22 protein-coding genes are annotated in these 25381 nt (G+C 65.9%); 13 read left to right on the plus strand and 9 right to left on the minus strand.

The window, feature by feature from the left end:
- Positions 1 to 2: 2 nt before the first annotated feature.
- Positions 3 to 743: an alpha/beta hydrolase gene (locus ACX3PH_RS06165; RefSeq protein ID WP_459090484.1), complete on the plus strand. Its 741-nt coding sequence runs from the start codon at positions 3 to 5 to the stop codon at positions 741 to 743.
- Here ACX3PH_RS06165 and ACX3PH_RS06170 read toward each other — a convergent pair.
- Positions 740 to 1780 carry an AI-2E family transporter gene (locus ACX3PH_RS06170; RefSeq protein WP_459090486.1) on the minus strand — a complete coding sequence of 347 codons (1041 nt, stop codon included), beginning with the start codon at positions 1778 to 1780 and terminating at the stop codon, positions 740 to 742. The genes ACX3PH_RS06165 and ACX3PH_RS06170 overlap by 4 nt on opposite strands.
- Positions 1781 to 4352: 2572 nt before the next feature.
- On the opposite strand from ACX3PH_RS06170, the gene ACX3PH_RS06175 reads away from it, so the two are divergent.
- Together ACX3PH_RS06175 and ACX3PH_RS06180 are read left to right on the plus strand one after the other, a co-directional pair.
- Positions 4353 to 6236, plus strand: coding sequence for a hypothetical protein (locus ACX3PH_RS06175; protein WP_459090488.1), 1884 nt, complete (start codon positions 4353 to 4355; stop codon positions 6234 to 6236).
- On the plus strand, positions 6236 to 7180 hold the full coding sequence (locus ACX3PH_RS06180) for a tetratricopeptide repeat protein (protein ID WP_459090490.1): 945 nt from the start codon (positions 6236 to 6238) through the stop codon (positions 7178 to 7180). Before ACX3PH_RS06175 ends, ACX3PH_RS06180 begins: the two co-directional genes overlap by 1 nt.
- A gap of 18 nt (positions 7181 to 7198) precedes the next feature.
- Here ACX3PH_RS06180 and glgB read toward each other — a convergent pair whose 3' ends face one another.
- Together glgB and ACX3PH_RS06190 are read right to left on the minus strand one after the other, a co-directional pair.
- Positions 7199 to 9373 carry a 1,4-alpha-glucan branching protein GlgB gene (glgB, locus tag ACX3PH_RS06185; protein ID WP_459090492.1) on the minus strand — a complete coding sequence of 725 codons (2175 nt, stop codon included), beginning with the start codon at positions 9371 to 9373 and terminating at the stop codon, positions 7199 to 7201.
- The gene (locus ACX3PH_RS06190; RefSeq protein WP_459090494.1) at positions 9373 to 11379 is read right to left on the minus strand and encodes a maltotransferase domain-containing protein; all 2007 of its coding nucleotides are present in this window, start codon (positions 11377 to 11379) and stop codon (positions 9373 to 9375) included. The genes glgB and ACX3PH_RS06190 overlap by 1 nt, the downstream gene beginning before the upstream one ends.
- A gap of 416 nt (positions 11380 to 11795) precedes the next feature.
- Between ACX3PH_RS06190 and ACX3PH_RS06195 the strand changes: the two genes are divergently transcribed.
- The 5 genes from ACX3PH_RS06195 to ACX3PH_RS06215 all read left to right on the plus strand — a co-directional run bounded on the left by ACX3PH_RS06195 (position 11796) and on the right by ACX3PH_RS06215 (position 15541).
- Positions 11796 to 12347 (plus strand): alternate-type signal peptide domain-containing protein, encoded by a 552-nt coding sequence (locus ACX3PH_RS06195; protein ID WP_459090496.1) that lies wholly within the window; start codon positions 11796 to 11798, stop codon positions 12345 to 12347.
- Between the two features lie 101 nt (positions 12348 to 12448).
- A complete protein-coding gene (locus ACX3PH_RS06200) occupies positions 12449 to 13009 on the plus strand; it encodes a TasA family protein (RefSeq protein WP_459090498.1) in 561 nt (186 codons plus the stop codon).
- A gap of 5 nt (positions 13010 to 13014) precedes the next feature.
- On the plus strand, positions 13015 to 13965 hold the full coding sequence (locus tag ACX3PH_RS06205; RefSeq protein WP_459090500.1) for a hypothetical protein: 951 nt from the start codon (positions 13015 to 13017) through the stop codon (positions 13963 to 13965).
- Entirely contained in the window at positions 13962 to 14792 is an 831-nt protein-coding gene (locus ACX3PH_RS06210; RefSeq protein WP_459090502.1) for a hypothetical protein, read from the plus strand. The genes ACX3PH_RS06205 and ACX3PH_RS06210 overlap by 4 nt, the downstream gene beginning before the upstream one ends.
- Positions 14789 to 15541 (plus strand): signal peptidase I, encoded by a 753-nt coding sequence (locus ACX3PH_RS06215; RefSeq protein ID WP_459091444.1) that lies wholly within the window; start codon positions 14789 to 14791, stop codon positions 15539 to 15541. Before ACX3PH_RS06210 ends, ACX3PH_RS06215 begins: the two co-directional genes overlap by 4 nt.
- On the opposite strand, the gene ybaK is transcribed toward ACX3PH_RS06215, so the two are convergent.
- Both ybaK and glgX read right to left on the minus strand, forming a co-directional pair.
- Positions 15509 to 15985 carry a Cys-tRNA(Pro) deacylase gene (gene ybaK, locus ACX3PH_RS06220; RefSeq protein WP_459090504.1) on the minus strand — a complete coding sequence of 159 codons (477 nt, stop codon included), beginning with the start codon at positions 15983 to 15985 and terminating at the stop codon, positions 15509 to 15511. The two genes, ACX3PH_RS06215 and ybaK, sit on opposite strands and share 33 nt — an antisense overlap.
- Positions 15986 to 15987: 2 nt before the next feature.
- The gene (glgX, locus tag ACX3PH_RS06225) at positions 15988 to 18027 is read right to left on the minus strand and encodes a glycogen debranching protein GlgX (protein ID WP_459090506.1); all 2040 of its coding nucleotides are present in this window, start codon (positions 18025 to 18027) and stop codon (positions 15988 to 15990) included.
- Between the two features lie 66 nt (positions 18028 to 18093).
- Here glgX and ACX3PH_RS06230 point away from each other — a divergent pair, with 66 nt between their 5' ends.
- The gene (locus tag ACX3PH_RS06230) at positions 18094 to 19302 is read left to right on the plus strand and encodes a cysteine desulfurase family protein (protein WP_459090509.1); all 1209 of its coding nucleotides are present in this window, start codon (positions 18094 to 18096) and stop codon (positions 19300 to 19302) included.
- On the opposite strand, the gene ACX3PH_RS06235 is transcribed toward ACX3PH_RS06230, so the two are convergent.
- From ACX3PH_RS06235 to ACX3PH_RS06250, 4 genes are all read right to left on the minus strand, one after another.
- Positions 19275 to 19805: a methyltransferase family protein gene (locus tag ACX3PH_RS06235; protein WP_459090511.1), complete on the minus strand. Its 531-nt coding sequence runs from the start codon at positions 19803 to 19805 to the stop codon at positions 19275 to 19277. The two genes, ACX3PH_RS06230 and ACX3PH_RS06235, sit on opposite strands and share 28 nt — an antisense overlap.
- Positions 19802 to 20935: a flavin-containing monooxygenase gene (locus tag ACX3PH_RS06240; RefSeq protein WP_459090513.1), complete on the minus strand. Its 1134-nt coding sequence runs from the start codon at positions 20933 to 20935 to the stop codon at positions 19802 to 19804. The genes ACX3PH_RS06235 and ACX3PH_RS06240 overlap by 4 nt, the downstream gene beginning before the upstream one ends.
- A complete protein-coding gene (locus ACX3PH_RS06245) occupies positions 20932 to 21246 on the minus strand; it encodes a hypothetical protein (RefSeq protein WP_459090515.1) in 315 nt (104 codons plus the stop codon). Before ACX3PH_RS06245 ends, ACX3PH_RS06240 begins: the two co-directional genes overlap by 4 nt.
- 93 nt (positions 21247 to 21339) lie before the next feature.
- Positions 21340 to 22962 (minus strand): helix-turn-helix transcriptional regulator, encoded by a 1623-nt coding sequence (locus ACX3PH_RS06250; protein ID WP_459090517.1) that lies wholly within the window; start codon positions 22960 to 22962, stop codon positions 21340 to 21342.
- Positions 22963 to 23184: 222 nt separating this feature from the next.
- Here ACX3PH_RS06250 and ACX3PH_RS06255 point away from each other — a divergent pair, with 222 nt between their 5' ends.
- Genes ACX3PH_RS06255 through ACX3PH_RS06270 form a run of 4 tightly spaced genes read left to right on the plus strand, consistent with a single transcriptional unit; the run spans position 23185 to position 25333 of the window.
- A complete protein-coding gene (locus ACX3PH_RS06255) occupies positions 23185 to 23529 on the plus strand; it encodes an ArsR/SmtB family transcription factor (RefSeq protein WP_459090519.1) in 345 nt (114 codons plus the stop codon).
- Positions 23529 to 23759, plus strand: coding sequence for a hypothetical protein (locus ACX3PH_RS06260; protein ID WP_459090521.1), 231 nt, complete (start codon positions 23529 to 23531; stop codon positions 23757 to 23759). The genes ACX3PH_RS06255 and ACX3PH_RS06260 overlap by 1 nt, the downstream gene beginning before the upstream one ends.
- Positions 23760 to 23810: 51 nt before the next feature.
- Positions 23811 to 24920: a tRNA 2-thiouridine(34) synthase MnmA gene (gene mnmA, locus ACX3PH_RS06265; protein ID WP_459090523.1), complete on the plus strand. Its 1110-nt coding sequence runs from the start codon at positions 23811 to 23813 to the stop codon at positions 24918 to 24920.
- Positions 24917 to 25333, plus strand: coding sequence for an ankyrin repeat domain-containing protein (locus ACX3PH_RS06270; RefSeq protein WP_459090525.1), 417 nt, complete (start codon positions 24917 to 24919; stop codon positions 25331 to 25333). The genes mnmA and ACX3PH_RS06270 overlap by 4 nt, the downstream gene beginning before the upstream one ends.
- The last annotated feature ends 48 nt before the right edge of the window (positions 25334 to 25381 follow it).

Here is a 25381-nt window from a genome sequence, read left to right on the forward strand (position 1 = left end):
CTGTGACCACCGAAGACGCGTCGTCGAGCCCGGTCGAGATCCGGGCCGGCATCGAGCTCCCGGCCATCCGGGAGAACATCGAACTGCAGACCAGTGACGGGTTGACCCTGGTCGGAGAGCTGGCGCTGCCGGAGGGCCACGAACCGGTCGCCACCATGGTGGCGCTGCATCCGCTGCCCACCGCCGGCGGGTTCATGGACTCCCACATCCTGCGGAAGGCGGCGGCCAGGCTCCCGGCCCTCGCCGATGTTGCGGTGCTCCGGTTCAACTTCCGTGGTGTGACCTCACCTCGAGGAACCTCTGACGGTTCGTTCGGTGACGGAATCGATGAGCAACACGACCTGCGCGCGGCGATGCAGCTGGTCGCCGAGCGCGGGCTGCCCAGTCCGTGGTTGGTCGGCTGGTCGTTCGGTACCGAGGTCGCGCTTCGCTACGGTCTGCAGCATCCGATCGTGGGCGCTGTCCTCTTATCGCCTCCGCTGCATCGGGCGACGGATGCTGATGTCGCAGCCTGGGCGGGCAGCGGCAAGCGCCTCGTGACGGTGATCCCCGAACTGGACGACTACCTGCGGCCGGAGGAGGCACGAAAGCGCTTCGCTGCCGTACCGGAGGTCGAGTTCGTCGCCGTGGACGACGGCAGGCACCTGTGGGTGGGGGAGCAGCAGACCCGCCGCGTTCTCACCGAGATCGTGGAGCGGCTGAACCCCGCAGTCCTGCCGTTGCCGACCTCCTGGCCCGCCTAAAGCTCGTTCTGCCGGGGAATGATGACCTGGCGCACGATGATCAGGATCGACGCGGCCACCGGGATGGCAACCAGGGCGCCGAGCACGCCGAGCAGCGTGCCGCCGGCCAGAGCGGCGATGACGACGAGCACGCCTGGCACTCGCACGGCGCGGTTCATGATGCGGGGGTTGATCAGGTATGCCTCGACCTGCATGTAGACGAGGTAGTAGATCGCCGCGAAGAGCACCGTCGGCCAGCCGTTGAACAGCAGCACCATGAGCACGATGATCGTCGATCCGGTCAGCGTTCCGACCAGGGGCACCAGGCCGAACAGGAACGCGATGAAGGCCAGGAGAACTGAGTACTCCGCGCCGATGATCGACAGGAAGATGAAGCTCAGCACACCGTTGATAAGGGCGAGCGAACCCTGGCCGACGACATAACGACCGACCGAAGTGGTCACCTGTTCTGAGATGTCGACGAACCTCTCCCGCTTGGAGGCCGGCACCAGCTGGTACATGCCCCGCTTCATACTGTTCAGCGACGAAGTGAAGTAGAGGGTGAGGATGAGCACGATGATCGCCCCGAAGGCCGCGGTGGCCACGCCGATTCCGGCCTGGAGCACACCGCCGCCGATGCTGAAGACGTCGAGGTTCTGCACGAACTTGTCGAACTCGGCGAACACCAGGTTGACATCCAGGAACGGGAAGACCTCCTGGATCCGCTCTTCGAGCTCCTCCTGCGACAGTTTGATGATCTCCTGCACCTGCGCGACGAGTTTCTCGACCTGTTCGACGATCACCGGGACCAATGCGAAGACCAGGCCGGTGAAGACGCCGATCACCCCGACCAGGACGGTGAGGATGGCGAGCCAGCGCGGGAAACGCTTGCTCTCCAGCCACGTGACCAGCGGGTCGAGGCCGAGAGCGAGGAACAGCGCGGCACCGATGTAGGTGAGGATCGTCGCCAGGTTGCCGACGGCTGTGCCGATACCGATCGCCACCAGCACGCCGAGGCCGCCGAAAAGGCCGAACCGGAACGCGTTCTGAATCTTCATCTGTGCCCCAATGTTCCCGTCAATGCTGTGTTCCAGTATCGATCGTGCGTTCCGGCACCGAACCTGCGCGGCTGCGCAGGCTAGGCGTCGGCTGCGCCGGTGCTGATCTTCTCGGCTTCGCTCAGGACACCGCGAAGGTTCTCGAAGTATGCGGCGACCGCCTCGCGTTCGATCCTAATTTTCGCCAGGCGTTCCTCGGCATCCGACACGAGCTTCGCGGATCGCTTTTCGGCATCCTTGACGATCGCTTTCGCCCGCTTCTCCGCATTCGAGAGCACTTCGGTTGCGGTGGCGTCGGCATCCGCACGAAGAGCCTTGGCCTCGCGTTTGGACGACGTTTCGAGGGTTTCGGCCTCCTTGCGCTTCTCGCTTGCGCGACGAATGGCCTCCGCCAGTTGGGACTGTGCCTCGTCGAGGTAGGCCTGCGTCTGGGAGACCGCCTCCTGCTGCTTGGCGAGGAACTCCTTTTCGGCCTCATCGCGCCGGGACTTCAGTTCGACGTCCAGGTCGATGCGGGACTGCTCGACCTCGCGTGCCACCGTGCTGCGGGCTTCGTCGGCCTCGAAGGCGAGCGCGGCCCGAACTGTCTCCTGCTCGTTCGCTAGTTCCGCTCGCTGCCGTTCGATGTCGGCGGCCAGAGTGGTGCGCTGTTCGTCGATGTCGTGGGCGAGGCTGGTGCGCTGTTCGTCGATGTCGTGGGCGAGGCTGGTGCGCTGCTCATCGATGTCGTGCGCGAGGCTGGCCCGCTGCTGCCCCACGTCGTGGGCCAGGCTGGCCCTCGCNCTGGTGCGCTGTTCGTCGATGTCGTGGGCGAGGCTGGTGCGCTGCTCATCGATGTCGTGCGCGAGGCTGGCCCGCTGCTGCCCCACGTCGTGGGCCAGGCTGGCCCTCGCCTCGGAGATCTCCTTCTCGAGTTCGGCGCGGGTGGCCGCTGCTTCCGCCTCCAGCGCCTCGCGGGTGGCGGTCGTGTCCTGTTCCAGGGCGGTACGGACCTCGGCAGTCTCCTGCTCGAGCGCCGTGTGCGCCTTGGCGGTATCCTGCTCCAGCTTGGCCTGGCGCGCAGCAGACTCCTGCGCCAGTTTCGCGTGTGCAGCCGTGGTCTCCCGCTTGAGCTTCGCCCTCGCCTCGTCCATTTCCGCCTTGAGCGCTGCGCGTGCGTCGTCGGTCTCCCGCTTGAGCGCCGCGTGGGCTTCGTCCGTCTCCAGCGCCACGGCCGCCCTGGCCTCATCCGTCTCCAGCTTCAGGAACGCGCGTTCCCTGGCAGTGTCGAGCTCGAGCTTGGCGCGGGCTTCGCTGGTCTCCCGTTCGAGCGACGATCGTGTCTCGGTAACCTCCCGCTCAAGCTCCGCCTTGGTGGTTTCGACGGTGTGGGCAAGCTCGGCGCGGGTGGTCTCCACCTCGCGAGTGAGCTCGGTACGGGTGGTCTCGACCTCCCGGGCGAGGTCCGCGCGCTGCTTCTCGGCGTCTCGGATGAGGTCACCTCGCTGCTGCTCCACATCGCGGGCGAGGTCGCCGCGCTGCTGCTCGATGTCGCGCGCCAGGTCACCTCGCTGCTTCTCGTTCTCCGACTCGAACTCGGCCCTGGCCCTCTCGGTGTCCCTCGCCAGCACGGCAGCCTGCTCCCGCGCCTCGGCGACCTCCCTGCCGACGACCGCCCGCAGTTCCGACACCTCGCGATCGGCTTCGGCGCGCTGGGCGGCCACTTCACGCTTCGCTGTCGACCGCGTCTCTGCTGCTTCCGTCGCGACGGCGCCCCGGATGGCGGCCGTTTCACGCAGGGCGTCCTGGGTGGTCAGTTCCGCTTGGGCGTTCGCGCTCGCCAGCAGTTCAGCAGCCTCCTCCTGCGCCGCAGTCAGCGCAGCTTCGGCTTTCGCGGTCGCCTCGGCGACCACCTTCTCGGCGTGCGCAGCGGCCCCTTCACGCAGTGCAGTGACTTCGGCCTGCACGGTGCTGCGCAGCTTCTCCGCATCGATGTCGGCCTGGCTGATGAGCCTGGTGGACTGCTCCTCGGCGACCCGCAGGGTGTTCTCGAGTTTTGTTCCGAGGCCGCTGTAGGTCGGGCTCCCGGTCTCCTCGATCTCAGACTGCAGGTCGGCGACAGTGGCGGTCAGCCGCTTGATCTCCTTGGCGGCATCCGCCTTATCGGTGTTCGCCTTGATGACCTCGCGCCGGAGGTCCTGGACGGCGCTGTCTACTTCTTCGCGGTTGTACCCGCGCATGACGGTACTGAACGCTTCGTCGTCATTGGGCACGATGGTCTCCTCGTGAGTTGTCGGCCTGGCGAGCCCTGTGCGAGCTGGTTTCAGCCCGAGCTATCCGAGTTTAGCGTCAAGGCGCTGCCCGAACAGAAGTCGGATGCCTGCAACGGTGGGCATCCGCCGGTCGCGTTCAGGCCGCTGTTAGGCAGCTTTCAGGGTGCTCGGGTAATCTGGAGCGTCTTGTCTGTGCCATTACGGGTCAATGAACGATCCGCACTGCATGTTCCCGCCCTCAGGCGGGTAGATGCCGCTTGCGGTCGTCCACCGCTTACCAACTATTCGACCCGGCCAGGCAACACGAGAGGAGTAACTACTTGAGGTTTGTTGCGGCCATTGTGAGCTTTGTCATCGCCTTCGGCTTGATCGGTCTTGGCATCGCCCAGCGCACGGTCTTCGCGGAGCCCGACCGCGCCACATCCGAAGTGACGGTCAAGGAAGCTGCCCCGATCACGATCATCGACGGGTCCGCCCTGAACGCGAGGGACGGTCGCCAGAAGCTCGAGATCGGCGACTCGTTCGATGACAAGGTCTTCGCGGCCTATGGGCGCAGCGGCGACCTCGTGGCATGGGCGGGCGACACGTCGTACAACCACGTCACCTACGACAGCGAGACAAGCCAGCTCACCAGCGAATTGGTGAAGGGTTCGACCGATGAGGCGATCGCGCCGGAAGGGTCAGACCTCTGGATTGGCGAGTACACCAGCGAGGGCTCCCTCGAGTTCACGGTGAACGTGCCCCAGGACGTGTCGGTCATCGTCATGACCGACGGCGTGGAGCCTGCCCCGTCCGAGCTGGCGGTCACCTGGGCTGTCGACAATCGCGCCCCGTGGTCCGGTCCGTTGCTCATCGGGGGAGTGCTGTTCCTCCTCCTCGGCCTCGGGCTCTACCTGTGGGCCCTCGCGCACCTCCGCAAGACCAGGGGTCCGCGGCGTAAGTCGCCCAAGCCTCCGTCGCAACCGAAGCTGCCGAGCAAGCCCCGCTACAACTACCGCAAGGCCACCAAGGCCGTGCGAGGCAAGCCGAAGGCGATCGAGAATCCGCGCGGCAGGCGTTCCGCTGGCAGGATGACGGTCACACTGCCGGTTGTGCTGGTCAGCGCGATCGTCCTGAGCGGATGCTCGGTGGAAGACCTGCCCGACTTCATCACCGGTCGCACAGTCGAGAACGTGCCGACTCCCAGCGCTACGGCGATGTCCACGGACGAGCTCTTGCAGACACCCGCCGTCACCGTGTCGCAACTGGAAGGCATCGTCGAGCGCATCTCCACTGTTGCAGCCCAGGCGGATACCGACCGCGACCCCGAGCTGGCTAAGACCCGGTTCACCGGCGCTGCGTTGCAGTTGCGCGAAGCGAACTACGCGATCAGGACGGTCGACAACTCGATCGAGCCGCCGCCGGCGATTCCGGCCGGACCCGTCGAGTTGACCCTTCCGCAGCAGTCGGATGTCTGGCCGCGCACCGTGTTCACCGTCATCCAGAAGGCCGCCGAGCCTGAGGCCCCGACGGCGACCGATGCGCCAGTCGAGGAGGCGCCGGCGGAAGAGACTCCCGCCGAAGAGGCTCCCGCCGAACCGGTGGAGCCTGCCGTCATCCCCACCGCGCTCATGCTGGTGCAGGAGACCCCGCGCGAACCGTACAAGGTCGCGTACGCGGTCGTCCTGGAAGCCAACGCCGTTCTCCCCGACCTCGCGGCTGCGACTGTCGGGGCAGTGCGCCAGGACCCGGCCAACAAAATGTTGAGGTTGCCGCCGGGGCAGTTGGCGACCGCGTATGCCGACGTCATGATGCTGGGCCCGAAGAGCGAGTACTACGAACTGTTCGACTACGAGGGTGACGCGCTGCTCCCTGGGGTTGGCGCTGAAGCCAAGGCTGCGCGGGCGGAAGCCCTGTCGACGACGACCCTCGAATATTCAACGACCGAGGGCGTTGGCCAGCCGATTGCGATGGCCTCGCTGAACTCTGGCGCCATCGTGACGGTCAGCATCTCGGAATTGGAGACGGCCAAGCCGAAGGAGGCCGGCTCCATCCTCAGCCCGGAAAAGGCGACGGCGGCTCTTTCCGGTGTCACCAAGACCACCAATGGTGTGTCGGCCACGTACGCTTATCAATTGTTGTTCTACGTCCCGCCGGCGGCCAGCAGCGACCAGATCGTCTTGCTGGGCTTCAGCGAGAACCTCGTAGCCGCAAAGGAGTTGTAGTGTCCGATATTTCTGCGTCCAACCTTCGGGGAGCGGTTGACCTCTCCTCGCTGGTCCGCCCACCGAGCACCGGCCAGCACTCCGCGGGTTCGGCTCCCGGGGCTGCGGCCGACTCTGCCGGCCCCCTGAAGGTACCGTCCCTGGTGGTCGACGCGACGGACGCGAACTTCACCGGCATCCTGGAACTGTCGAACACCGTGCCGGTGATCGTCGAGTTCTATGCGGGGGAGCCGGGAACCTCCCTTCCGAAGCTGGTCGCGCAGTTCGGCGGACGGCTGATGCTGGCGACGGTGGACGCTCAGGCGAACCCCCAGCTGCAGCAGGCATTCAACGTCACCGCGGCGCCGACGGTTGCGGCCGTCGTCGGCGGGCGTCCGGTCCCGCTTTTCCAGGGGCAGGTGCCGGATGACCAGGCGCGCCAGGTCTTCGACCAGGTGCTCGAGGTGGCGGCCCAGAACGGCGTGACCGGAACGGTGGTACCCGACGAGGCTGAACCCGCTGAGGCGAACGCGGAGCCGGTGGAGGAACCGCTGCCGCCGCTGCACCAGGAGGCTTACGACGCCATCGCCCGCGGTGACTACCCGTCGGCAATCGCCTCGTACGAGAAGGCCATCGCCCAGGACCCGCGCGATGATCTCGCCATGGCCGGGCTGGCCCAGGTATCGCTGTTGCACCGGCTTCAGGGGGTCAGCGCGGCAGACATCCGCACCGCTGCGGGGAACGCGCCCCAGGAGCTTGCCGCCCAGCTTGCCGTGGCTGACCTGGATGTCTCCGGCGGCCACCTGGCCGACGCGTTCGACCGTCTCCTCACGCTGTTCCCGACGCTGGATCCGGAGGGTAAGGATGCTGTGCGCACGCGCCTGCTCGACTACTTCCTGATCGCCGGCGCGGAAGACCCCCGCGTGGTCGCAGCCCGCCGCCGCCTGACAACCCTCCTCTACTAGCGCCGCATCTCGACCCGCTTAGGCGCGGGGCTTCAGCCAGAGAGCCGCGAGCGGTGGCAGGGTGAGCTCCGTTGACGCCGGCATGCCGTGCGACGGATGCTCGGTGGCGGTGACCACGCCGAGGTTGCCGACTCCGGAGCCGCCGTACACCGTGGCATCCGTGTTGATCACTTCGTCCCACTCGCCGGCGAACGGCAGTCCGACCCGGTAGGGGCCGACCGCGATGCCGCTGAAGTTGATGAGCACGGCGATCGGTGAGCCGTCGGCGGACCAGCGCAGGAATGCCACCACATTGTTGGTCGCGTCGCCGCGCACGAGCCAGGTGAAGCCGCTGGGGTCGCTGTCCAGGCTCCACATCGCCGACTCTGCGCGGTAAACGCGGTTCAGCTGGCCGACCAGGTGGTGGAGCCCCTGGTGCACTGGCTGGTCGAGGATCCACCAGTCGAGTCCGCGCTGCTCGCTCCACTCGGACGGTTGGCCGAATTCCTGCCCCATGAAGAGCAGTTGCTTGCCGGGGTGCGCCCACATGAACGCGAGGTACGCGCGCATGTTCGCCAGCTTCTGCCACTGGTCGCCCGGCATCTTGCCGAGCAGCGAGCCCTTGCCGTGCACGACTTCGTCGTGGCTGATCGGGTTGATGAAGTTCTCGCTGAACGCGTATTGGAAGCTGAACGTCACGTCGTGGTGGTGGTGCGAACGGTACATCGGGTCGACCTGCATGTACTGGAGGGTGTCGTGCATCCACCCCATGTTCCATTTGAGGCCGAACCCGAGCCCGCCGCTGGCGGTGGGTCCGGTGACCGCAGGGAAGCTGGTCGACTCCTCGGCGATCATCACAATGCCGGGGTTGCGCTTGTAGGCGGTGGCGTTGACCTCCTGCAGCAGGCTGATCGCCTCATAGTTCTCGTTGCCGCCGTGAATATTGGGCAACCACTCCTCACGCGAGTAGTCGAGGTAGAGCATGGATGCCACGGCGTCGACCCGCAGGCCGTCGAGGTGGAACTCTTCCAGCCAGTACAGGGCGTTCGCGACCAGGAAGTTGCGCACCTGCGAGTGCCCGAAGTCGAACACCAGCGTTCCCCAGTCGAGTTGCTCGCCGCGCCTGGGGTCGGTGTGTTCGTACAGCGGCTGGCCGTCGAAGTTGGCCAACGCCCACTCGTCTTTGGGGAAGTGCGCGGGAACCCAGTCCACGATCACGCCGATCCCGGCCTGGTGCAGGCGGTCGATGAGGTAGCGCAGGTCGTCCGGATGCCCGAACCGGCTGCTCGGCGCGTAGTACCCGGTCACCTGGTAGCCCCAGGACCCTCCGAACGGATGCTCGGCGAGCGGCATGAACTCGACGTGGGTGAAGGCGAGGTCGTGGAGGTAGTCGATGAGCTGATCGGCCAGTTCGCGGTAGCCGAGCCCGGGCCGCCAGGAGCCGACGTGCAGTTCGTACACGCTCATCGGCTGGTCGTGAGGGTCGACGCGTGACCGCATCCACTTGTCGTCGCCCCAGCTGTAGGAGCTGCTGCCGACAACGGATGCCGTGGCGGGCGGAACCTCGGTGTAGCGGGCCATCGGGTCGGCGCGTTGCACCCAGGCGCCGTCGGCGGTGAGCAGCTCGTACTTGTAGGCGGCGCCTGCGGCGATTCCCGGTACGAACAGCTCCCAGACGCCCACCGCGTCGAGTCGGCGCATCGGGTGGCCGACGCCGTTCCAGGAGTTGAAGTCCCCGATGACCCGGGCCGCCCCGGCGTGGGGCGCCCAGACGGCGAACGCCGTGCCGTCGACGCCGTCGACGGTGCGCAGGCGGGAGCCGAGCATCCGCCACAGTTGTTCGTGCCTGCCCTCGCCGAAGAGATACAGGTCGAGGTCGCCGACGGTCGCCGGGAACCGGTACGGGTCGTCGGACTCCCAGGACGGCCCATCGTCGTAGAGCGTTTCCAGCGTGTACGGTTGCGGCTCGCCGGCGGCCGCGCCCTGCCAGAGGCCGTCGGCCAGGTGGGCGAGCGCGACTCGGCCGCCGTCGGCCAGTTTCGCGGTGACCGCGGATGCCAGCGGGCGGACCGCGCGAATGACGTTGCCGACGCTGACCCGGTGGATGCCGAGGATGGAGTGCGGCTGGTCGTGACGCCCCTGGGCGACTGCGGCGACCACGTCATGGTCGAGCGGTGGCAGGTCGGGGGCGGGCTTGGCGGTGACCTTGGACATCAGCGCGTCCCTCGCTGACTCAAATCCACGCTGAGGATGTGCGCCGGCTCGGTGAACGGGTCAAGCCTGACGTAGTTGTCCGCTCCCCAGCTGAATTTCTCGCGGGTGATCAGGTCGGTGACCTCGACCGTCGCATCCGGTTCCAGGCCGAAACGGGTCAAGTCGAGGTGCACGGTGGTCTCGCGAACCGCGTGCGGGTCGACGTTGGCGACCACGATGACCGCGTCGCTGCGCCCGCTGCGAATGTATTTGCCGTCCAGGTGCTTGCTGTAGACGAGAATCGACGGGTCGTCGCTCCAGTGCACGTCGAGATTGCGCAGCTGGCGCAGGGCCGGATGCTCGGAGCGGATGCGGTTCAGCACTTTCAGGTACGGCGCCAGCGAGCGGCCCTCGGCTTCCGCCGCGGCGTAATCGCGGGGGCGATACTCGTACTTCTCGTTGTCGATGTTCTCCTCGGAGCCGGGCCGGGCGACATCCTCGAACAGTTCGTAGCCGGAGTACACACCCCAGGTGGGCGACGCAGTGGAGGCGATCGCCGCGCGCACCTTGTAGGCGGCCGGCCCGCCGAATTGCAGGTATTCGGTGAGGATGTCGGGGGTGTTCACGAAGAGGTTGGGGCGCAGGTAGTCGCTGGTCTCGTGGGAGAGTTCCTGCAGGTACTCCTCGAGTTCCTCCTTCGTGTTGCGCCAGGTGAAGTAGGTGTACGACTGCTGGAAGCCGACCTGGGCGAGGGCTCGCAGCATGGCCGGCCTGGTGAACGCTTCAGCCAGGAAGACGACTTGCGGATGCTCGGTGTTGACTTCGTGCAGTAGCCACTCCCAGAAGCGCAGCGGCTTCGTATGCGGATTGTCGACCCGGAAGATGTGGACGCCGAGCGAGATCCAGTGCCGGACGACGCGCAGGATTTCGGCGCTGAGCCCGTCCGGATCGTTGTCGAAGTTGAGCGGGTAGATGTCCTGGTATTTCTTCGGCGGGTTCTCGGCGTAGGCGATCGAGCCGTCGGGGAGGGTGGTGAACCATTCCGGATGCTCGGTCACCCAAGGGTGCTCGGGGGAGCACTGGAGGGCCAGGTCGATCGCCACCTCGAGCCCGGCTTTCTTCGCTGAACCCAGGAAGGAGACGAAATCCGATTCGGTGCCGAGGTCGGGGTGAATCGCGTCGTGACCTCCGGCTGCTGAGCCGATCGCCCACGGGGAGCCCGGGTCGTATGGCCCGGGGTTCAGGGAGTTGTTCGGGCCCTTGCGGAAGCTGAAGCCGATCGGGTGGACCGGCGGCAGGTAGACGACGTCGAAGCCCATGCCGGCGATCGCGGGCAGGCGGCGAGTGGCCGTGCGGAAGGTGCCGCTCGTCCAGCTGCCATCCTTCTTCTGCTTGGCGCCTTCGGAGCGGGGGAAGAACTCGTACCAGCTGCCGACCGCGGCACGGGTGCGTTCCACCCGGAGCGTGAGCGGCATGCTCAGCGTCACGAGTGAGGCGAGCGGTTTGGCGTGGAGCGCGGACACCACTCGGGTGTCGGCGGCTGCCGCGAGGCGCTCTTTGGGGCTCAGTGACTTCTTGGCGACGGCCCTGGCGGCATCCTTCAGCACTTTGCTTGCGGAGTCGCCGGCTGCGGCCCGCTTGAGGAGCGCCGCCCCCATGGTCAGCATCAATTCGGTGTCGATGCCGGCGGGCACCTTGATCTCGGCGTCGTGGAGCCAGGTGGCGTAGTCGTCAACCCAGGCCTGGACGCTCCACGACCAGCTGCCGGCGTTCTCGAGCTGCACGTCTGCCTGCCAGCGATCCGTGCCCGGGGCGACCGCGTGCATCCGGTGGATGGTCTGGCTGCCTTCAGGGTCGGTCAGCAGCAGGTCGACGCCGAGTACGTCGTGGCCTTCCTTGAAGACGGTGGCCTGGAACGGCACCACCTCGCCGGAGAAGCTCGTGGCGGGCCAGAGGTTTTCGGGCTGCTGGGGACTGAGCTGCCGGATGGGAATTCGCCCGACTTGTGCGTGAAAATCGGCTGCCATTACTCGACCGTACCCTCTTGGGGTTGAAGGAACGAGACTCTCGCAGGGAGCTCGTTCGGATGGGGGACACGGCCAGTTCTGTCTGTCCCCCTTGCTGCGGACATGGCTTGTGCCCCCACCACTGGGGGGAGGTCATCCGTTGTCCGCCCAATTCCGCTTCTGTAGGGTTTTATGCGGGGATAAACACCCGAAACCTCACCCAGGTTTCAGGCGCTCCACTACCCACAGTTTCACTACCCAATAGTTTCACCACCCGTCGGTTTCGCCTTAACCCCGAGGCCGGCAAGAAGACAACCCGAATGTCTTAACGCGCTCCAACGGCGTGCTGTGTCTGATCGCAGTGCGTTGGGGGAATGGTGTGCGGTCAGTCGGGCCCATAACCCGACGCCCTTCGCGGTGTCGCGAAAGGAAACACCATGAACAAGCTCGTCAAGGGTTCAATCGCCGGTGCAGCCGGCATCGCACTGCTGCTCGGTGGGGCCGGAACGCTCGCCTACTGGAACGACAGTGCGACTCTCGCCTCGGCCGGTACTGTAACAGCGGGGCAGCTGGACATCTCGGTCGAGGAGGCTGGCGAGTGGACTGCGGCCTACGCCGGCGGTGCAGAAACGACTCTCAACGCGGCGGCGCTTGCTGCGTACCGGATCGTGCCCGGTGACAAGCTCGTGTACACGGAAACGCTCACCATCACCGCTGTTGGCGACAACCTCTCGTTCCAGCTTGCTGAGAATGTCACTGACACCGTCACCTCCACAATCACCGGCGCAACCGTGGCGTCGACTTTCGATGTCGAGGGCTCAGACGGAGTCGCAGTCACGGACTTCACCGACCTGGGCGCCGACACCTACACGGTTGTTGCAACGATCACGGTTGACTTCCCGTTCGATGCGAGCGGCGCCACCTCTCAAGCAGGCAGCACTCCGCTGGACCTGTCTGGCGCGATCATCACGATTACGCAGATTCCGTAACAGCACGGTTGTCGGCGGGTGCAGCTTCCTCCTTCGCGCCCGCCGACCGCCGATCCGCGCACCCTCCCCCTCCTTCCCCTCTCGCCTCAGGAGGTGACCCCATGTTCATGCCCGCACCCGCAGTACGCCAGCACGCGGCTCTGATCAAGAGCATGCTCACCGTCTCAGCCGCCGCGCTGGGAGCGACGCTCATTGTCGTGGCTACCGCCGGCGGAACCTACGGGCTTTGGACGGACTCATCACCGGTCAACGCCGGTGTCGTGGAATCTGGCTCGCTCACTCTTCTGGTGAACAACGGATCTTCAACGATGATCGACTCTTCACCGTGGGGGGCAATGTTTCCCGGGGACCGCGTGCAGCAAGCGGTGACGCTCACCAACACCGGAACGGTGCCTGCCGACGTCACGGTCGTCGCGAGTTCCACATCCGCTGCCGTGAGCGACTACCGGGTGGAGATTCTTCCAGGCGCCTGCCCCCCAGGATCGACGAACCTCGCCGCCCCCGACTCCCTCACGGTGCAGTCCGCGGTGGGCGTGTGGTCAGCCGGCCAGGGCCTTGAGGCCTGTATCGAAGTGACCCTGAAGGATGAGGCGTCAGATGCCAGCAGGGGAGCGGCGATTCCCCTGACCATTGTCTTCACCGCAACGCAGAAGGTTGCCTGATCATCATGAAGACATCCCGTTCGCGTCGCCTCAGGAAGAGCCTCGAGAACCCGTTGCGCCGAAACCTGATCCACAGCGGCGGAGTGGCGCTGCTGATCACGCTGCTGGTGGCATCCGGCGCCGGTGTCAGCTACGCATACTGGAATTCCCAGGCAACCGGGACCAGCACCGTGCAAGGCGGGCAGATTGCCGTCATCACCAATTTCGCCGGTCTCAACGCCTTTGCCTTCGATGAGGGTGTTTTCACCAGCAACGGCTCATTTACCGCGACCAACGCCACCCAAGGCACGACCCGGACCATGCCGGTCTCCTCGCAACTGAGCGCAACCGTCACCCCAGCGGCCCGGACTGCGAATCTCACTGTCGCCGTGTGGCAGAACACGACTGCCTGCACCGTGAAGCCGACCCCATCCGGTGCTACAACGGGACAGTTGGGTGCCATCCCCCCGGTCTTGCTCAACCTGGGTCCGGGTGCCAGTGCGACGTTCTGTGTACGCGTCGTTGACAGTACGCACAGCCAACTCGGCGGTGAAGACGGGTTCACCATCACCCCCACAGTGACGTCAACCATCTCGCCGAACGCCGCGAGCGGATGGTTGGCATCCGCAACACATACCGGGGTCGCAACGACCGTGCCAGCAGGGACGGGCGCCATTCTGAGTTGCGGGCTAACAACTGATGGTCGAGGTGTCATCCTCTCCTGGCCCCACACGGCCACGAACCTCTATGACGCTTATCTCGTGGACGGCACCACAGTGACCCCAATCAGGTCTCCCCTTCTCAAAGAGAACACCCCTACCCAGATGTCCATCTATGCCGACCTTGCGTGGCCGTCAGGCAATGCGAACCTGAAGATCCGGGTGAGCGACGCACAGCACCCGGGAGCCTACAAGGAGTTCCCGGTCAAGAAGACTGGTGGATCCAGCGGCAATGTGACTCTGGAATGCGCATCATGATGACCCCTCTGTGGCGTCTCATCGCACCCGGGGTCGCCCTCGGGTTGGTGCTGACCGGACTGGCGACCGCGAGCCCGGCCGCTGCCGCTCCGGGCGGTGTCGAAGTCAGCCCTGATGGGGTGAGCTACAACTCGACCTATTCCGGCGCGCTGTTTACCAGCCTCGCGAATTTGGTGCCAGGGGACAACGATGAGTCCCTGTTCTATCTGCGCAACTCCTCGACGGAGCCGGGCTTTCTACGCATAACCCTGCGCGACGTGGTCACGAGCAACTCCGATTTCGCCAACGCCCTGAATCTGGGTGTCAGCACTCCTGGGCACGTCGGGACGCCGGTGACCATTCTTGAAGCTAACCCGTGCTGGGTGCTGCTCGAGGGCCAAGTTGTTGCGCCCGGTGAAGTCGTCCGTGTGACGACGTCGCTGTCCTTGGGCGATCTGCGCGGCCAGGCAGGCCAGGGCGCGACAGCCAACGCTGCCCTGAGCGTCGCGCTCACCGGCACCGTTCAGCAACTGCCCCCGACGGAATGCGGGCGGAGCGGAACGGTGCTCCCCGTCGTGCCCCAACAACCGGCGCGGCCCTCGATGTCGGGTGTGGGCGGTTCAGGCGCAGCTGCGGAAGGAGACGCGCCTCCCACGGCTGCAGGTTCGCCGGATACGGACCTTCCCGTGCTCAACGTGCCAGAATTCCTTGGCATCGACCCCAATACCTGGCGCCTCTTCGAGGAGTACTTGGTTCTCGTGCTGATCGGAGCATCCGTTTTAGGTGGCGCTGTTTTCCTCGTGGTGCGGCGTTGGAGCAAGAAAGCCGAAGCGGAGACCCTCGTATGAGTGAGCGGCGAGCAGCCGGAGACGGCGACCAGAATAAGTCGAGGGGAATTCTCTACTATCTGGGTGTTGGTCTCAGCGCCGGGTTACTGGCATTCGTGCTACTCGTCGGGGTCATGGTTATTGTCGTCCCGGCCGTAACCGGGTCAACCCCCATGACAGTGCTGACCGGTTCCATGGAGCCGACCTACCCGCCGGGAACGCTCGTCATCGTCAAGCCCATCGATGCACAAGACATCCGGATCGGCGATCCGATTACCTACCAGATCAAGTCTGGTGAGACAGCAGTGGTGACTCACCGGGTGATCTCAATCAGCCATTTGACCAACGGTGAACGAAGTTTCACAACCAAGGGCGACGCCAACGGCGCGGCAGATGCCGTGCCGGTGCAACCGGTGCAGCTGAAGGGAAAGGTCTGGTACAGCGTTCCGTGGATCGGCTATGTGAACAACCTTTTCAACGGGCAGAGCAGAGCCTTGATCATCCCCGCCATTGCAATCGCGCTGTTCATCTACGCCGGCTACATGGTCGCTAGCGGGATTGCCGCCGGCGCCAAGAAGCGTCGGTTGGCGCGCGAGCAGGAACGGGATCGCGAGTTGGCGCGGGCCGACGAGATACTGGGGCGAGCCTCGGCAAGCTCGACTGGTCTCGACGAGCTCGACCCGCTTTTCCGGGCCGCTCCGCTCGACAAGGCCGATTCGCTCCAGTTGCCTGACGCGTCAGGGCCGCGCGATCGCCGCGACCGTCGCTGAGGTGACGGCAACCAGGTCGGCCGGTGCGAGTTCAATGTCGAACCCGCGCCGGCCACCGCTCACGAACACGGAGTCGTAGAGTTCTGCCGTCTCATCGAGCACCGTCGTGTGCTGCGTCTTCTGCCCGATCGGGCTGATGCCGCCGACGACATAGCCGGTCTTCCGTTCGGCGACGGCAGGGTCCGCCATAGCGGCCTTCTTGCCGCCAGCGACCGCGGCAAGCGATTTGAGGTCGAGCATCCCGGTGACCGGAACGATTGCGACGACGAGGCGACCGTCGACATCCGCCAGCAACGTTTTGAACACCCGTTCCGGGTTGAGGTCCAGGGCCGTCGCCGCCTCCAGCCCGAAGCTGGTGACGGAGGCGTCGTGCTGGTAGGCGTGCGGGGTGAAGCGGATGCCCGCAGCGCTGAGCGCGACGGTGGCCGGGGTGCCGAGTGCCATCGTTACTCGACCCGGAAGAGTTGCATCGAGGTGGGCGCGAGCGTGAGTTCGGTGCCGGGCGCGTGCGCATCCGGGCTGGTGTCGTCCAGGGCGCTGTCCCACAGCAACACGTAACCGGCGACGCCCTCGTGCTCTGGCAGGGTGACGGTCTTCTGCTCCTCGATGCCGTTCACCACCAGCAGGATGCTGTTCGGCACCTCCACCTCCGGCGTCGACGACGCGAAGTACTGCAGGGTGCGCTCCTCCGGGGAGTCCCAGTCGTCGATGGACATCGACTCACCCTCGGCGTTGTACCAGGACATCTCGGTAGCGGAAGCGGTCACTTGGCCGGCGACACCGAAACGGGACGGCCGCAGTGCCGCGTTCTCGCGGCGCAACCGCAACAGCTTCTGGGTGACTCGCCACAGGTCCCATTGCCAGTCTTCGCGCTCCCACTGCAGCCAGGTCAGCTCGTTGTCGTGGCAGTAGGCGTTGTTGTTGCCCTTCTGGCTGCGGCCGAACTCGTCCCCGGCGGTGATCATCGGCACACCCGCGGACAGCAGCAACGTCCCCAGCAGGTTGCGCATCGCCTTGCGCCGGGCGGTCACGATGTCCGGGCGGTTGGTCGGGCCCTCCACCCCGTGGTTGAAGGAGTGGTTGTCATCGGTGCCGTCCCGGTTGTTCTCGGCGTTGGCCAGGTTGTGCTTCTGGTTATAGGTCGTCAGGTCGGCGAGAGTGAAGCCGTCATGGGCGGTGATGAAGTTGACGCTGGCCAGCGGTCCGCGCTCCTGCGAGAACTTGTGGGCGGAGCCGGCCAGGCGCCTCGCCATACTGCCGATGCCCTCGGAGGCGACGCCGTGCTTTCGGGCCTTGGCGACATCCGTCAACCAGAAGTCGCGCATCCGGTTGCGGTAGCCGTCGTTCCACTCCGACCAGCCGTTCGGGAAGTTGCCGACCTGCCAGCCGCCCATCCCCACGTCCCACGGCTCGGCGATGATCTTGGTTCCGGCCAGCGCCGGATCATTGACGATGGCGTGGAGCAGCGGATGCTCCGGCTCGAAATGAACGTCGCCGTTGCGCCCCAGCGTGGTCGCCAGGTCGAAGCGGAAGCCGTCGACCTGCACCTCGTTCGCCCAATAACGCAGCGAGTCGAGCACCAGGCGCTGGGCGGCCGGCAGCGAGAAGTTGATGGTGTTGCCGCAGCCGGTGACGTCGATGTAGTCGCCGTCCTCCATCTGCCGGTAGTACGACGCGTTGTCGATGCCGCGCAGGCTGGTGGTCGGGCCGCCAGGACCCTCCTCGGCGGTGTGGTTGAAGACGACGTCGAGAATGACCTCGATGCCGGCCTCGTGCAGCAGCTTCACCATGCCCTTGAACTCCCTCAGGACGGCTGCCGTGCCGCCGTAACGCGCGTCGCGCGAGGCGTAGCCGGTGTGCGGAGTGAAGAAGCCCAGCGTGTTGTAGCCCCAATAATTGGCAAGCCCCAGGTTCAGCAGGCGCTGCTCGCTGACGAACTGCTGCACCGGAAGCAGCTCGATCGCGGTGATGCCCAGATCCTTCAGCTCGGCGATCGCACTCTCATGGGCGAGGCCGGCATAGGTGCCGCGCAGGTGCTCCGGAACGGCCGGGTTCAGCTTGGAGATGCCGCGGGCATGAGCCTCGTAGATGACCGTTTGGTCGAGCGGGGTGTTCGGTTTCTGCGCCCCCGCCCAGTCGAACGAGTTGTCCTGAACGTACGCGCGCCATCCGCCCTCCGGTGTGCGGGCGAGGCCGCGCGCATACGGGTCGAGCAGGTGGCGGGTGGGGATGAAATGGTTCGTGGGGGAGACCGGCCCGTCGGCGCGGATCGAATAACTCTGCCCCACGGTGAGGGCCGGATGCGCGGCCGTCCAGACATTGTGTTCGTCCCTGGTCATCGCGACCGTCTCGACCACCCAGTTGATGTCGTTGTCGTCGAAGAGGCACAACTCCATCGCCGTCGCGTTCGCAGACCACACGCGCAGTTGACCTCCCGCGTCGTGCACACGCACGCCCAGGTCTTGCAGCGGGTCTTCGGAGGACATCGTTCTAGAGTAATCAGTGCGCGGGCAAGCCAGATTCCGCGCGCAAACCCCCAATTTTGGAGCAGCATGGCCGTCTACCTCGATCACGCGGCGACCACCCCCATGCTTCCGGAGGCCCGGGAGGCCCTCATCAACGCGCTGGACCTGGTGGGAAACCCGTCATCCATTCACAGCCAGGGCCAGAATGCGAAGCGGATGCTCGAGGAGGCGCGCGAGAAGGTCGCCGCCTCCCTGGGCTGCGACCCTATCGAGGTGGTCTTCACCTCGGGCGGCACCGAGTCGATCAACCTTGCGTTGAAAGGCCTCTACTGGGCGCGGAACGCTGCACCCGCAGATCCCGCCGCTTCAGCGGGTCGAGCTCGTCGAGACCAGCCGAGCCTGCCGAGGCCGAGACTCCTCGTCCCGCACGGCGAGCACCACGCCACCGTCGACACCGTCGAGTGGCTGGAGCAACACGAGGGCGCCATCATCGAGTGGCTGCCGGTCGACGAAGTCGGCCGCATCCGCCTCGATGCTCTCGCCGAGGCCCTGCAGTCACACGACGACATCGCCCTGCTCACCGTGATCTGGGCGAACAATGAGGTCGGTACGATCCAGCCGATGGCCGAGATCACGGCGCTCGTCGCCCAGTACGACGTTCCGGTGCACGCGGATGCCGTCGCCGCCTACGGCCACATCCCGGTGTCCTTCGCCGGATCAGGCTTGGCGGCGCTCAGCGTCTCCGCGCACAAGATCGGCGGCCCGCTCGGGATTGGCGCACTGGCGCTCTCGCGCACGGCGTCCGTCACCCCGCTGATCCACGGCGGCGGGCAGCAGCGCCAGGTACGGTCGGGAACCCAGGATGCGCCCGCTGCCATCGCGTTCGCCGCGGCCGCGCAGCATCCGTTTCCTTCGCTCGCCAGGCTTCGCGACCGCCTGATCGCCGGCGTGCAGGCTGCTGTTCCCACCGCGGTCCTGCGCGGCGACCCCGTCAACCGGCTGCCGAACAATGCGCACTTCACGTTCCCCGGCTGCCAGGGTGACTCCCTGCTGTTCCTGCTGGACGGGGCAGGAGTGTCAGTGAGCACGGGTTCGGCCTGCCAGGCCGGGGTGCCCGAGGCGTCCCATGTGCTGGTCGGGATGGGGCTGAGTGAGGCTGAAGCGCTGGGAGCATTGAGGTTCACCCTCGGTCACACCTCAACCGAAGCGGATGTTGACGCCCTGCTTGCCGCGCTGCCCGCTGCCGTTGAGCGCGCCAGCCGCGCGGGCTACGCGGACCGTGCGGTCGCCCGCTGAGGCGTGAACCACCGCTCGGCAAAACTCATTACTCTTGCGAGCGAGACATAGCGCGGAACCCGCTCGGCGTAGTTCAGGTACTGCGGGCCGAACGCCTGAACGAGCATCCTCTCCTCGGCGAGAACCCCGCGATGCTCGGCCAGCACCGCCAAGGCCACGGTGATGAAGACCCACGCTGAACCGCGCAGCACGCCGAATCCCAGGTGGATGAGCCACCAGCCGACGTACATGGGATGCCGACTCAACGCGTACGGTCCTGTCGTCACCAGTGTCGGCGGTCGTTCGAGGTCGAACCCGTCGACAGCGTGGCGACGCCGCTCCGACAACGCCCAGCTGATGAACGCGCATCCGGCCACCATCAGCCCTGGGCCGGCTGCCCGGCGAACTATTCGCGGGCCAGGTAGCCGGGCCGCACGGAACCGGCCGAGGCGTGCCGCCGCTACCATTCCGATCACCTGCCCTGGAGGCAGAGGCAGGTTGTGCAGGAGATTCTTCACGCTCACCGTGACACCTTCGCTGTCGATTGCTGCCGCCCGGATGTGCGCGGTGCGCGGGCGGCGATGTGGCCGGCCAGGTACCTGGCATCCCGGCCCACTCCCGGAATGGTCGCCGACACAACCGCGAACAGGAATTCCAGCCCGAGGAAGTACAAGCCCGGAACTGATTCGACGACCCCGCGGCGCTGCCGGGGTCGACCGGCCTGGTCGAAGGCCGGTAGGTCAATCCACCCGAAATCGTCTCGATAGCCGGTGCACCAGATCACATTCGCAACATCTAGCACCTGATTCCCTTCGAGCACCGGTCTTCCGTCCTTGGCGCCGGACACTCGGGGGACCGCGCCAACCCCGGCGGCCGCAAGCTCGGCGCGCTTGGTCCGGATGAGCGGTGTGGCATGTGCGGAAAACGTCGGCGCGAGCCTGCGCCCGATGGGGGTATTGAGAGTGAGCACGTGCATCCCGGCGAACCGCACAAAAGGCAGGACGAACCGTGCCGCCGCCCGGCCGTGGCGCACCGGGAGTTCGCCCCTCGGCACGCCTGAAACAGAGGTTGGATGCGTCTGGCTCACTTCCAGCGCGATCTCGGCGCCCGAGTTGCCCAGCCCGACGACAAGCACCGGCCCGGGCCGGAGTTGGCTGTTATTTCGGTACGCACTGGAGTGCAACTGATTCACTCCCTGACCGAGCAGCCCGGAAACGGTCGGCACCTGGGGTGCCTGGCAGCCGCCGGTCGCCACCACCACGTTTTCCGCTCTCCATCGACGTCCACCCGAGCTGACGACAAAACGATCATCCTCTCGCCACAGCCGATCCACGCGCACACCGGTGCAGACCGGCAGGCCGAACCGTTCGGCGTACCCCTCGAGGTAGTCGGCCTGTTCATCCTTGGTGGGGAATGAGAGCCGGTCACCGGGGAAGGGCATCCCGGGGAGGCCGTCGTACTTGGCCGGCGTGAACAGGCGGAGGGAATCCCAGCGGAGCCGCCAGGCGTCGCCGATGCGCTGGTGCGCGTCGAGGATGACGAAATCACGGTGTTGCCGTGCCAGGTAGTAGCCGATGGCGAGTCCTGCTTGTCCGCCACCGATGACGACGGTGTCGAGAATCTTGTCGGATGCGTAATCCAGGTCGAAGCTCATGATGCTGCCTCCTGTTCGAGAATGCGGGACTGGGTGAATATGCCGGTGTGGGCGCCGTTCCGGTATCTGAGGAACCAGGTCAGCATCAGCGCGGATGCGACGACGTAGAAGGCGTGCAGAAGCCAGATCGGGCCAACCGGAAGGCTGAACACGTACAACGAGTGCACGACGTTGGCCAGGTTGGTCATCGCAAGATAACTCAGGCTGTACGACGCCAGGTCCCTGGTGCGCGCGGCCTTGCGCAGCATGGGCAGCATGCTGACCGCGAAGAGCGCCGTCGAGATCGCGCCGGCGAGGATGGGGATGTTCATGCCATCGACGCTACGGACGGTATCCGGTGTGCACGTCGGGAAGATCTCCCAAACTGCCTGGCGGCCACATGGGTAAAACTGTGTAGCGGGTTCCTAGACCAGGCCGTGCTTATAGGCGTATGCCGTGGCCGCCGCCCGCGACGACAGCCCGAGCTTCGTGAACATGTTGCTGATATGCCGCGCAACGGTTTTCTCGCTGATGTACAGCTCGGCGGCGACCACACGGTTCGTTTTGCCTGCCGCCACGAGGTGCAACACCTCGAGCTCCCGCGCGGTCAGCGGGCCGGCAGAATCCGTCCGCGCCAAGGCGTTCGTTTCGGCGAGCGCTGGCGCCGCGCCGAGTTCGGCGAATACGTCCCGTGCGGCCGCGAACTCCATCAACGCGGAATCCTCGTCGCCCAAAGCACGGCAAGCGAGTGCTGCGAGCACCCGGCAGCGTGCGGACTCGTACGGAGCATCCAGCTCCTGCCAGATCCTCCACGCCCGGCGTGCCTTGCTCAATGCGCCTCTCGCATCACCCTCCTTCAGGAGCACAGCGCCGTCGCATTGGTCTGCCATGGCCTGCATCATCGGCATCGCGGCGGTGGTGGCGACCTCGGCGAGCTGGTCGGCCGCCAGCCGAGCAGCGGCGACATCGCCGGCGGCAAGCTCGATCTCGACCAGACCGGGCAACAGCAGGAGCCGGGTCGCCTGATCGACAAGGTCGCCAGCCCGGCGGATGCTGGTTTGAGCCAGCAGCGTTTTCCCCTGCGCGAGCCGGAGCAGGGCAAGTCCCGGCTGCGGCTCGAACCCGCCCTGACTTGCCTGGCGGTACGACTCCTCGGCATCCTCCAGTTCACCGCGCAACCGCTGAATCTCCGCTTGCTGATACCAGGCACCGTAGACAGCGTTCCGGTCACCGCGTCGATACCGCTCCTGTGCTGCCTGCGCCGCCTCGAGAGCATCGACCCAGGCACCGTGCAGAAGGTAGAGCTCGGCGCGATGCGCCTGGCATTGACCGCTGAACATCACCATGTCCGGGCGGGCTTCGCACCAGTGGTCGAGCGCCATCGTCCACTCTTGGGCGCGACGCACGTCGAAGGCGAGGTGACAGTTCCCGATCACGGCGCAGTAGATGATGCCTGCCGGAATCGGCGAAACCTCCCCGGCAGTGACTGCGACCATCACTTCGTCGAACAGACCCAGTCCTTCGCTCAATTCGCCCAGCGCGATCTTCGCCTGGCCTTGCCCAAGTTGGGCCAGGGCGACCAAATCGGAATCGTGAAATCGTTCACCGGCAGCGAATGCCTCACCAAAGAGACGTGCCGCGCTGGCAGCGTCTCCTCCGTAGAGCGCCCCCAGGGCGGCCGGGATGAGCAGGAAGCCCTCGACGGAGCAGGGCTCCGGGTTCGACTGAAGCACCCGCTTGGCCCGCGAGAACCAGCCGGAGGCGCGCGCACCGTCACCCATGCCCATCAAGTACATACCGATCCAGCCGGCGCACCTGGCTGCGCTGGCGAAGTCTCCGTCGGCAAGAAAGGCTTCGTGGGCTCTCGTCGCCGTGTCGATTCCGACGGTTTCCTGGCCGGTGACGAGCGCAGCCGTGGAGAAGTGCTCGAGATCCTGGGGCGGCAGGCTGCCATCCTGCTCGGCTCGCGTCAACGCGCTGATCGCATCACTCCACCGATGCTCTGCAAAGGCGGTGCGGCCGCGGTCGAGGTCTGCTGACAAGGTCATGATGACTTCCGGCGGCGAGTGCCCAGTGCAGGGAAGGCGCAGGACACCCGTCAGGTACCGTCACGCTACTGCCGCACCATCAGGCGCGCAAGCGCTCCGTGCCTAATCAACGTACGGGTGGCCCGCGGCGGGTCGGCTCGCGATTTCGCCTATCGGCCAACTTGACAGACTGGGACCTGCATATGTTAGTGTCGTCTGACAGGTGCAGTAAAGAGGAGAATCGTGAGCAAGTCAGACGCCAGGGGAGGGATTTTCTCGACCGACGACACCGCTGAACAACTCAGCGCTCGGTTGTCGGCGATCGCCAGCCCGCAGCGGATGCGCATCATCGCGATGCTGGTGGGGGAGCGGCTCCATGTGAGCGAGCTCGCCAGGCAGGTCGGGATGTCACGAGCGCTTCTCTACATGCACCTCACCAAGCTCGAGGAGGCCGGATTCGTTACCGGACATCTCGAATTGAGCGAAGACGGCAAGGCCATGAAGTTCTTCGAGGTCGTGCCCTTCGCTCTCACCATCGACGCCACAACAATCGTCACCGCCGTACAGGCAGAAATCGGAGAAAACTAATGGACATCACCGCACTGGGCTACATACCGTGGTTCGCCTGGATCGCAATCGTCGGCATCATCGTGGGCGGTCTCATCACCGTGGCGACGAAGTTCGCCGGCCGCAACACCGACCTGGCAAAAGCACTCGAGCAGAACGCAGCCGTCAATGAGAAGCTGATCGCCCGCCTCGACGGCATCGACTCCCGCCTCGGCTCGGTGGAGAAGACCCTCAACGACATCCCCGGATAGGCGGCGTGGAGGGTGCGGGGCGGCTCAGGGCGGGCCCGTACACTGGATGACGTGAAAGTTCTGGCAGCGATGAGTGGCGGGGTCGACTCCGCCGTCGCTGCCGCGCGCGCTGCCGACGCCGGCCACGAGGTGGTGGGTGTTCACCTGGCCCTCAGCCGGATGCCCGGAACCCTCCGCACCGGCAGCCGCGGTTGCTGCACCATCGAAGACTCGATGGACGCCCAGCGCGCGGCCAACATCATCGGCATCCCGTATTACGTCTGGGATTTCTCCGAACGCTTCAAGCTCGATGTGGTCGACAACTTCATCGAGGAGTACACCGCCGGCCGCACCCCCAACCCGTGCATGCGCTGCAACGAGAAGATCAAGTTCGCGGCCCTGCTCGAGAAGGCCATCGACCTGGGGTTCGACGCGGTCGTGACCGGCCACTACGCCTCCATCAAGACGGATGCTGACGGCAACCGCGAGCTGCACCGCGCCGCGGACTGGGCGAAAGACCAGTCCTATGTGCTCGGTGTGCTGAACGCGGACCAGTTGGCGCACTGCATGTTCCCGCTGGCCGAAACACCGTCGAAGGCAGAGGTGCGAGCCGAAGCTGCTGAGCGCGGCTTCAGCGTCGCCAGCAAGCCGGACAGCCACGACATCTGCTTCATCCCGGACGGCGACACTCGTGGGTGGCTTGCCGAGCGGGTCGGTGCGGAGCAGGGCGAGATCCTTGACCGCAACGGTGACGTCGTCGGCAAGCACGAAGGAGCCGCCGCATTCACCATCGGTCAGCGCAAGGGACTGAACCTTGGCGTGCCGAGCCCCGACGGCCGCCCACGGTTCGTGCTGGAGGTGCGCCCGAAGCAGAACACCGTCGTGGTCGGGCCACGCGAGGCGCTCGACCTCGCCGAGGTCGCTGGGAGCCGCTTCAGCTGGGCCGGCCTTGCCCCGGAAGACCCGACAACGCCGTTCGAGTGCCACGTGCAGGTGCGTGCGCACAGCGACCCGGTGCCAGCCACCGCCTGGGTCAATGAGGACGCCGAGCTGGTCATTCGCCCCCAAACGCCGCTCAACGGGGTCTCAACCGGTCAGACCGCCGTGGTCTATGTGGGAACCCGCGTACTCGGCCAGTGCACGATCGACCGCACGGTGAGCGCGGTACCGGTATCGGCATGACCGACGCCCCACTCAGCGAGGACGAGCAGCGCGCATTCGTCGAGGGCGTGCTCGACCTGGCCCGCGAGGGCCGCACCGAGCCGCTGCTCGAGATGATCAACGCGGGGGTGTCCGTCGACCTGGCCAACGCGCGCGGGGATACCGCGCTCATCCTCGCTGCCTACCGCGAGCATCCGCAGACCGTCGACGCGCTCCTGGCTGCCGGTGCGGACACCGGCATCATCAACAACATGGGTCAGACGGCTCTTATCGCCGCGGTCTTCCGCAACTCGGAGCCGATCGTGCGGGCACTGCTGCACGCCGGTGCCGACCCGGACATTGGCGCGCACACCGCGCATGAGGTGGCCCAGCAATTCGGGCTCCCGGAGATGCAGCGCATCCTCACCGAGCACGCGACCACGCCCCGCGACTGACCCGCTGAACGCCGCCTGCCGATGTCGTCGGCCGCGCCTACACTTGTG

It is taken from the genome of Homoserinimonas sp. A520 (assembly GCF_054489245.1).

Bases quoted from the DNA above. Each gene is read 5' to 3' on its own strand.
- ACX3PH_RS06170 (WP_459090486.1), bottom strand. From the start codon at position 1,780: ATGAAGATTCAGAACGCGTTCCGGTTCGGCCTTTTCGGCGGCCTCGGC.
- glgB (WP_459090492.1), bottom strand. From the start codon at position 9,373: ATGTCCAAGGTCACCGCCAAGCCCGCCCCCGACCTGCCACCGCTCGAC.
- ACX3PH_RS06190 (WP_459090494.1), bottom strand. From the start codon at position 11,379: ATGGCAGCCGATTTTCACGCACAAGTCGGGCGAATTCCCATCCGGCAG.
- ACX3PH_RS06195 (WP_459090496.1), top strand. From the start codon at position 11,796: ATGAACAAGCTCGTCAAGGGTTCAATCGCCGGTGCAGCCGGCATCGCA.
- ACX3PH_RS06200 (WP_459090498.1), top strand. From the start codon at position 12,449: ATGTTCATGCCCGCACCCGCAGTACGCCAGCACGCGGCTCTGATCAAG.
- ACX3PH_RS06205 (WP_459090500.1), top strand. From the start codon at position 13,015: ATGAAGACATCCCGTTCGCGTCGCCTCAGGAAGAGCCTCGAGAACCCG.
- ACX3PH_RS06210 (WP_459090502.1), top strand. From the start codon at position 13,962: ATGATGACCCCTCTGTGGCGTCTCATCGCACCCGGGGTCGCCCTCGGG.
- ACX3PH_RS06215 (WP_459091444.1), top strand. From the start codon at position 14,789: ATGAGTGAGCGGCGAGCAGCCGGAGACGGCGACCAGAATAAGTCGAGG.
- ybaK (WP_459090504.1), bottom strand. From the start codon at position 15,985: ATGGCACTCGGCACCCCGGCCACCGTCGCGCTCAGCGCTGCGGGCATC.
- glgX (WP_459090506.1), bottom strand. From the start codon at position 18,027: ATGTCCTCCGAAGACCCGCTGCAAGACCTGGGCGTGCGTGTGCACGAC.
- ACX3PH_RS06230 (WP_459090509.1), top strand. From the start codon at position 18,094: ATGGCCGTCTACCTCGATCACGCGGCGACCACCCCCATGCTTCCGGAG.
- ACX3PH_RS06240 (WP_459090513.1), bottom strand. From the start codon at position 20,935: ATGAGCTTCGACCTGGATTACGCATCCGACAAGATTCTCGACACCGTC.
- ACX3PH_RS06245 (WP_459090515.1), bottom strand. From the start codon at position 21,246: ATGAACATCCCCATCCTCGCCGGCGCGATCTCGACGGCGCTCTTCGCG.
- ACX3PH_RS06250 (WP_459090517.1), bottom strand. From the start codon at position 22,962: ATGACCTTGTCAGCAGACCTCGACCGCGGCCGCACCGCCTTTGCAGAG.
- ACX3PH_RS06260 (WP_459090521.1), top strand. From the start codon at position 23,529: ATGGACATCACCGCACTGGGCTACATACCGTGGTTCGCCTGGATCGCA.
- ACX3PH_RS06270 (WP_459090525.1), top strand. From the start codon at position 24,917: ATGACCGACGCCCCACTCAGCGAGGACGAGCAGCGCGCATTCGTCGAG.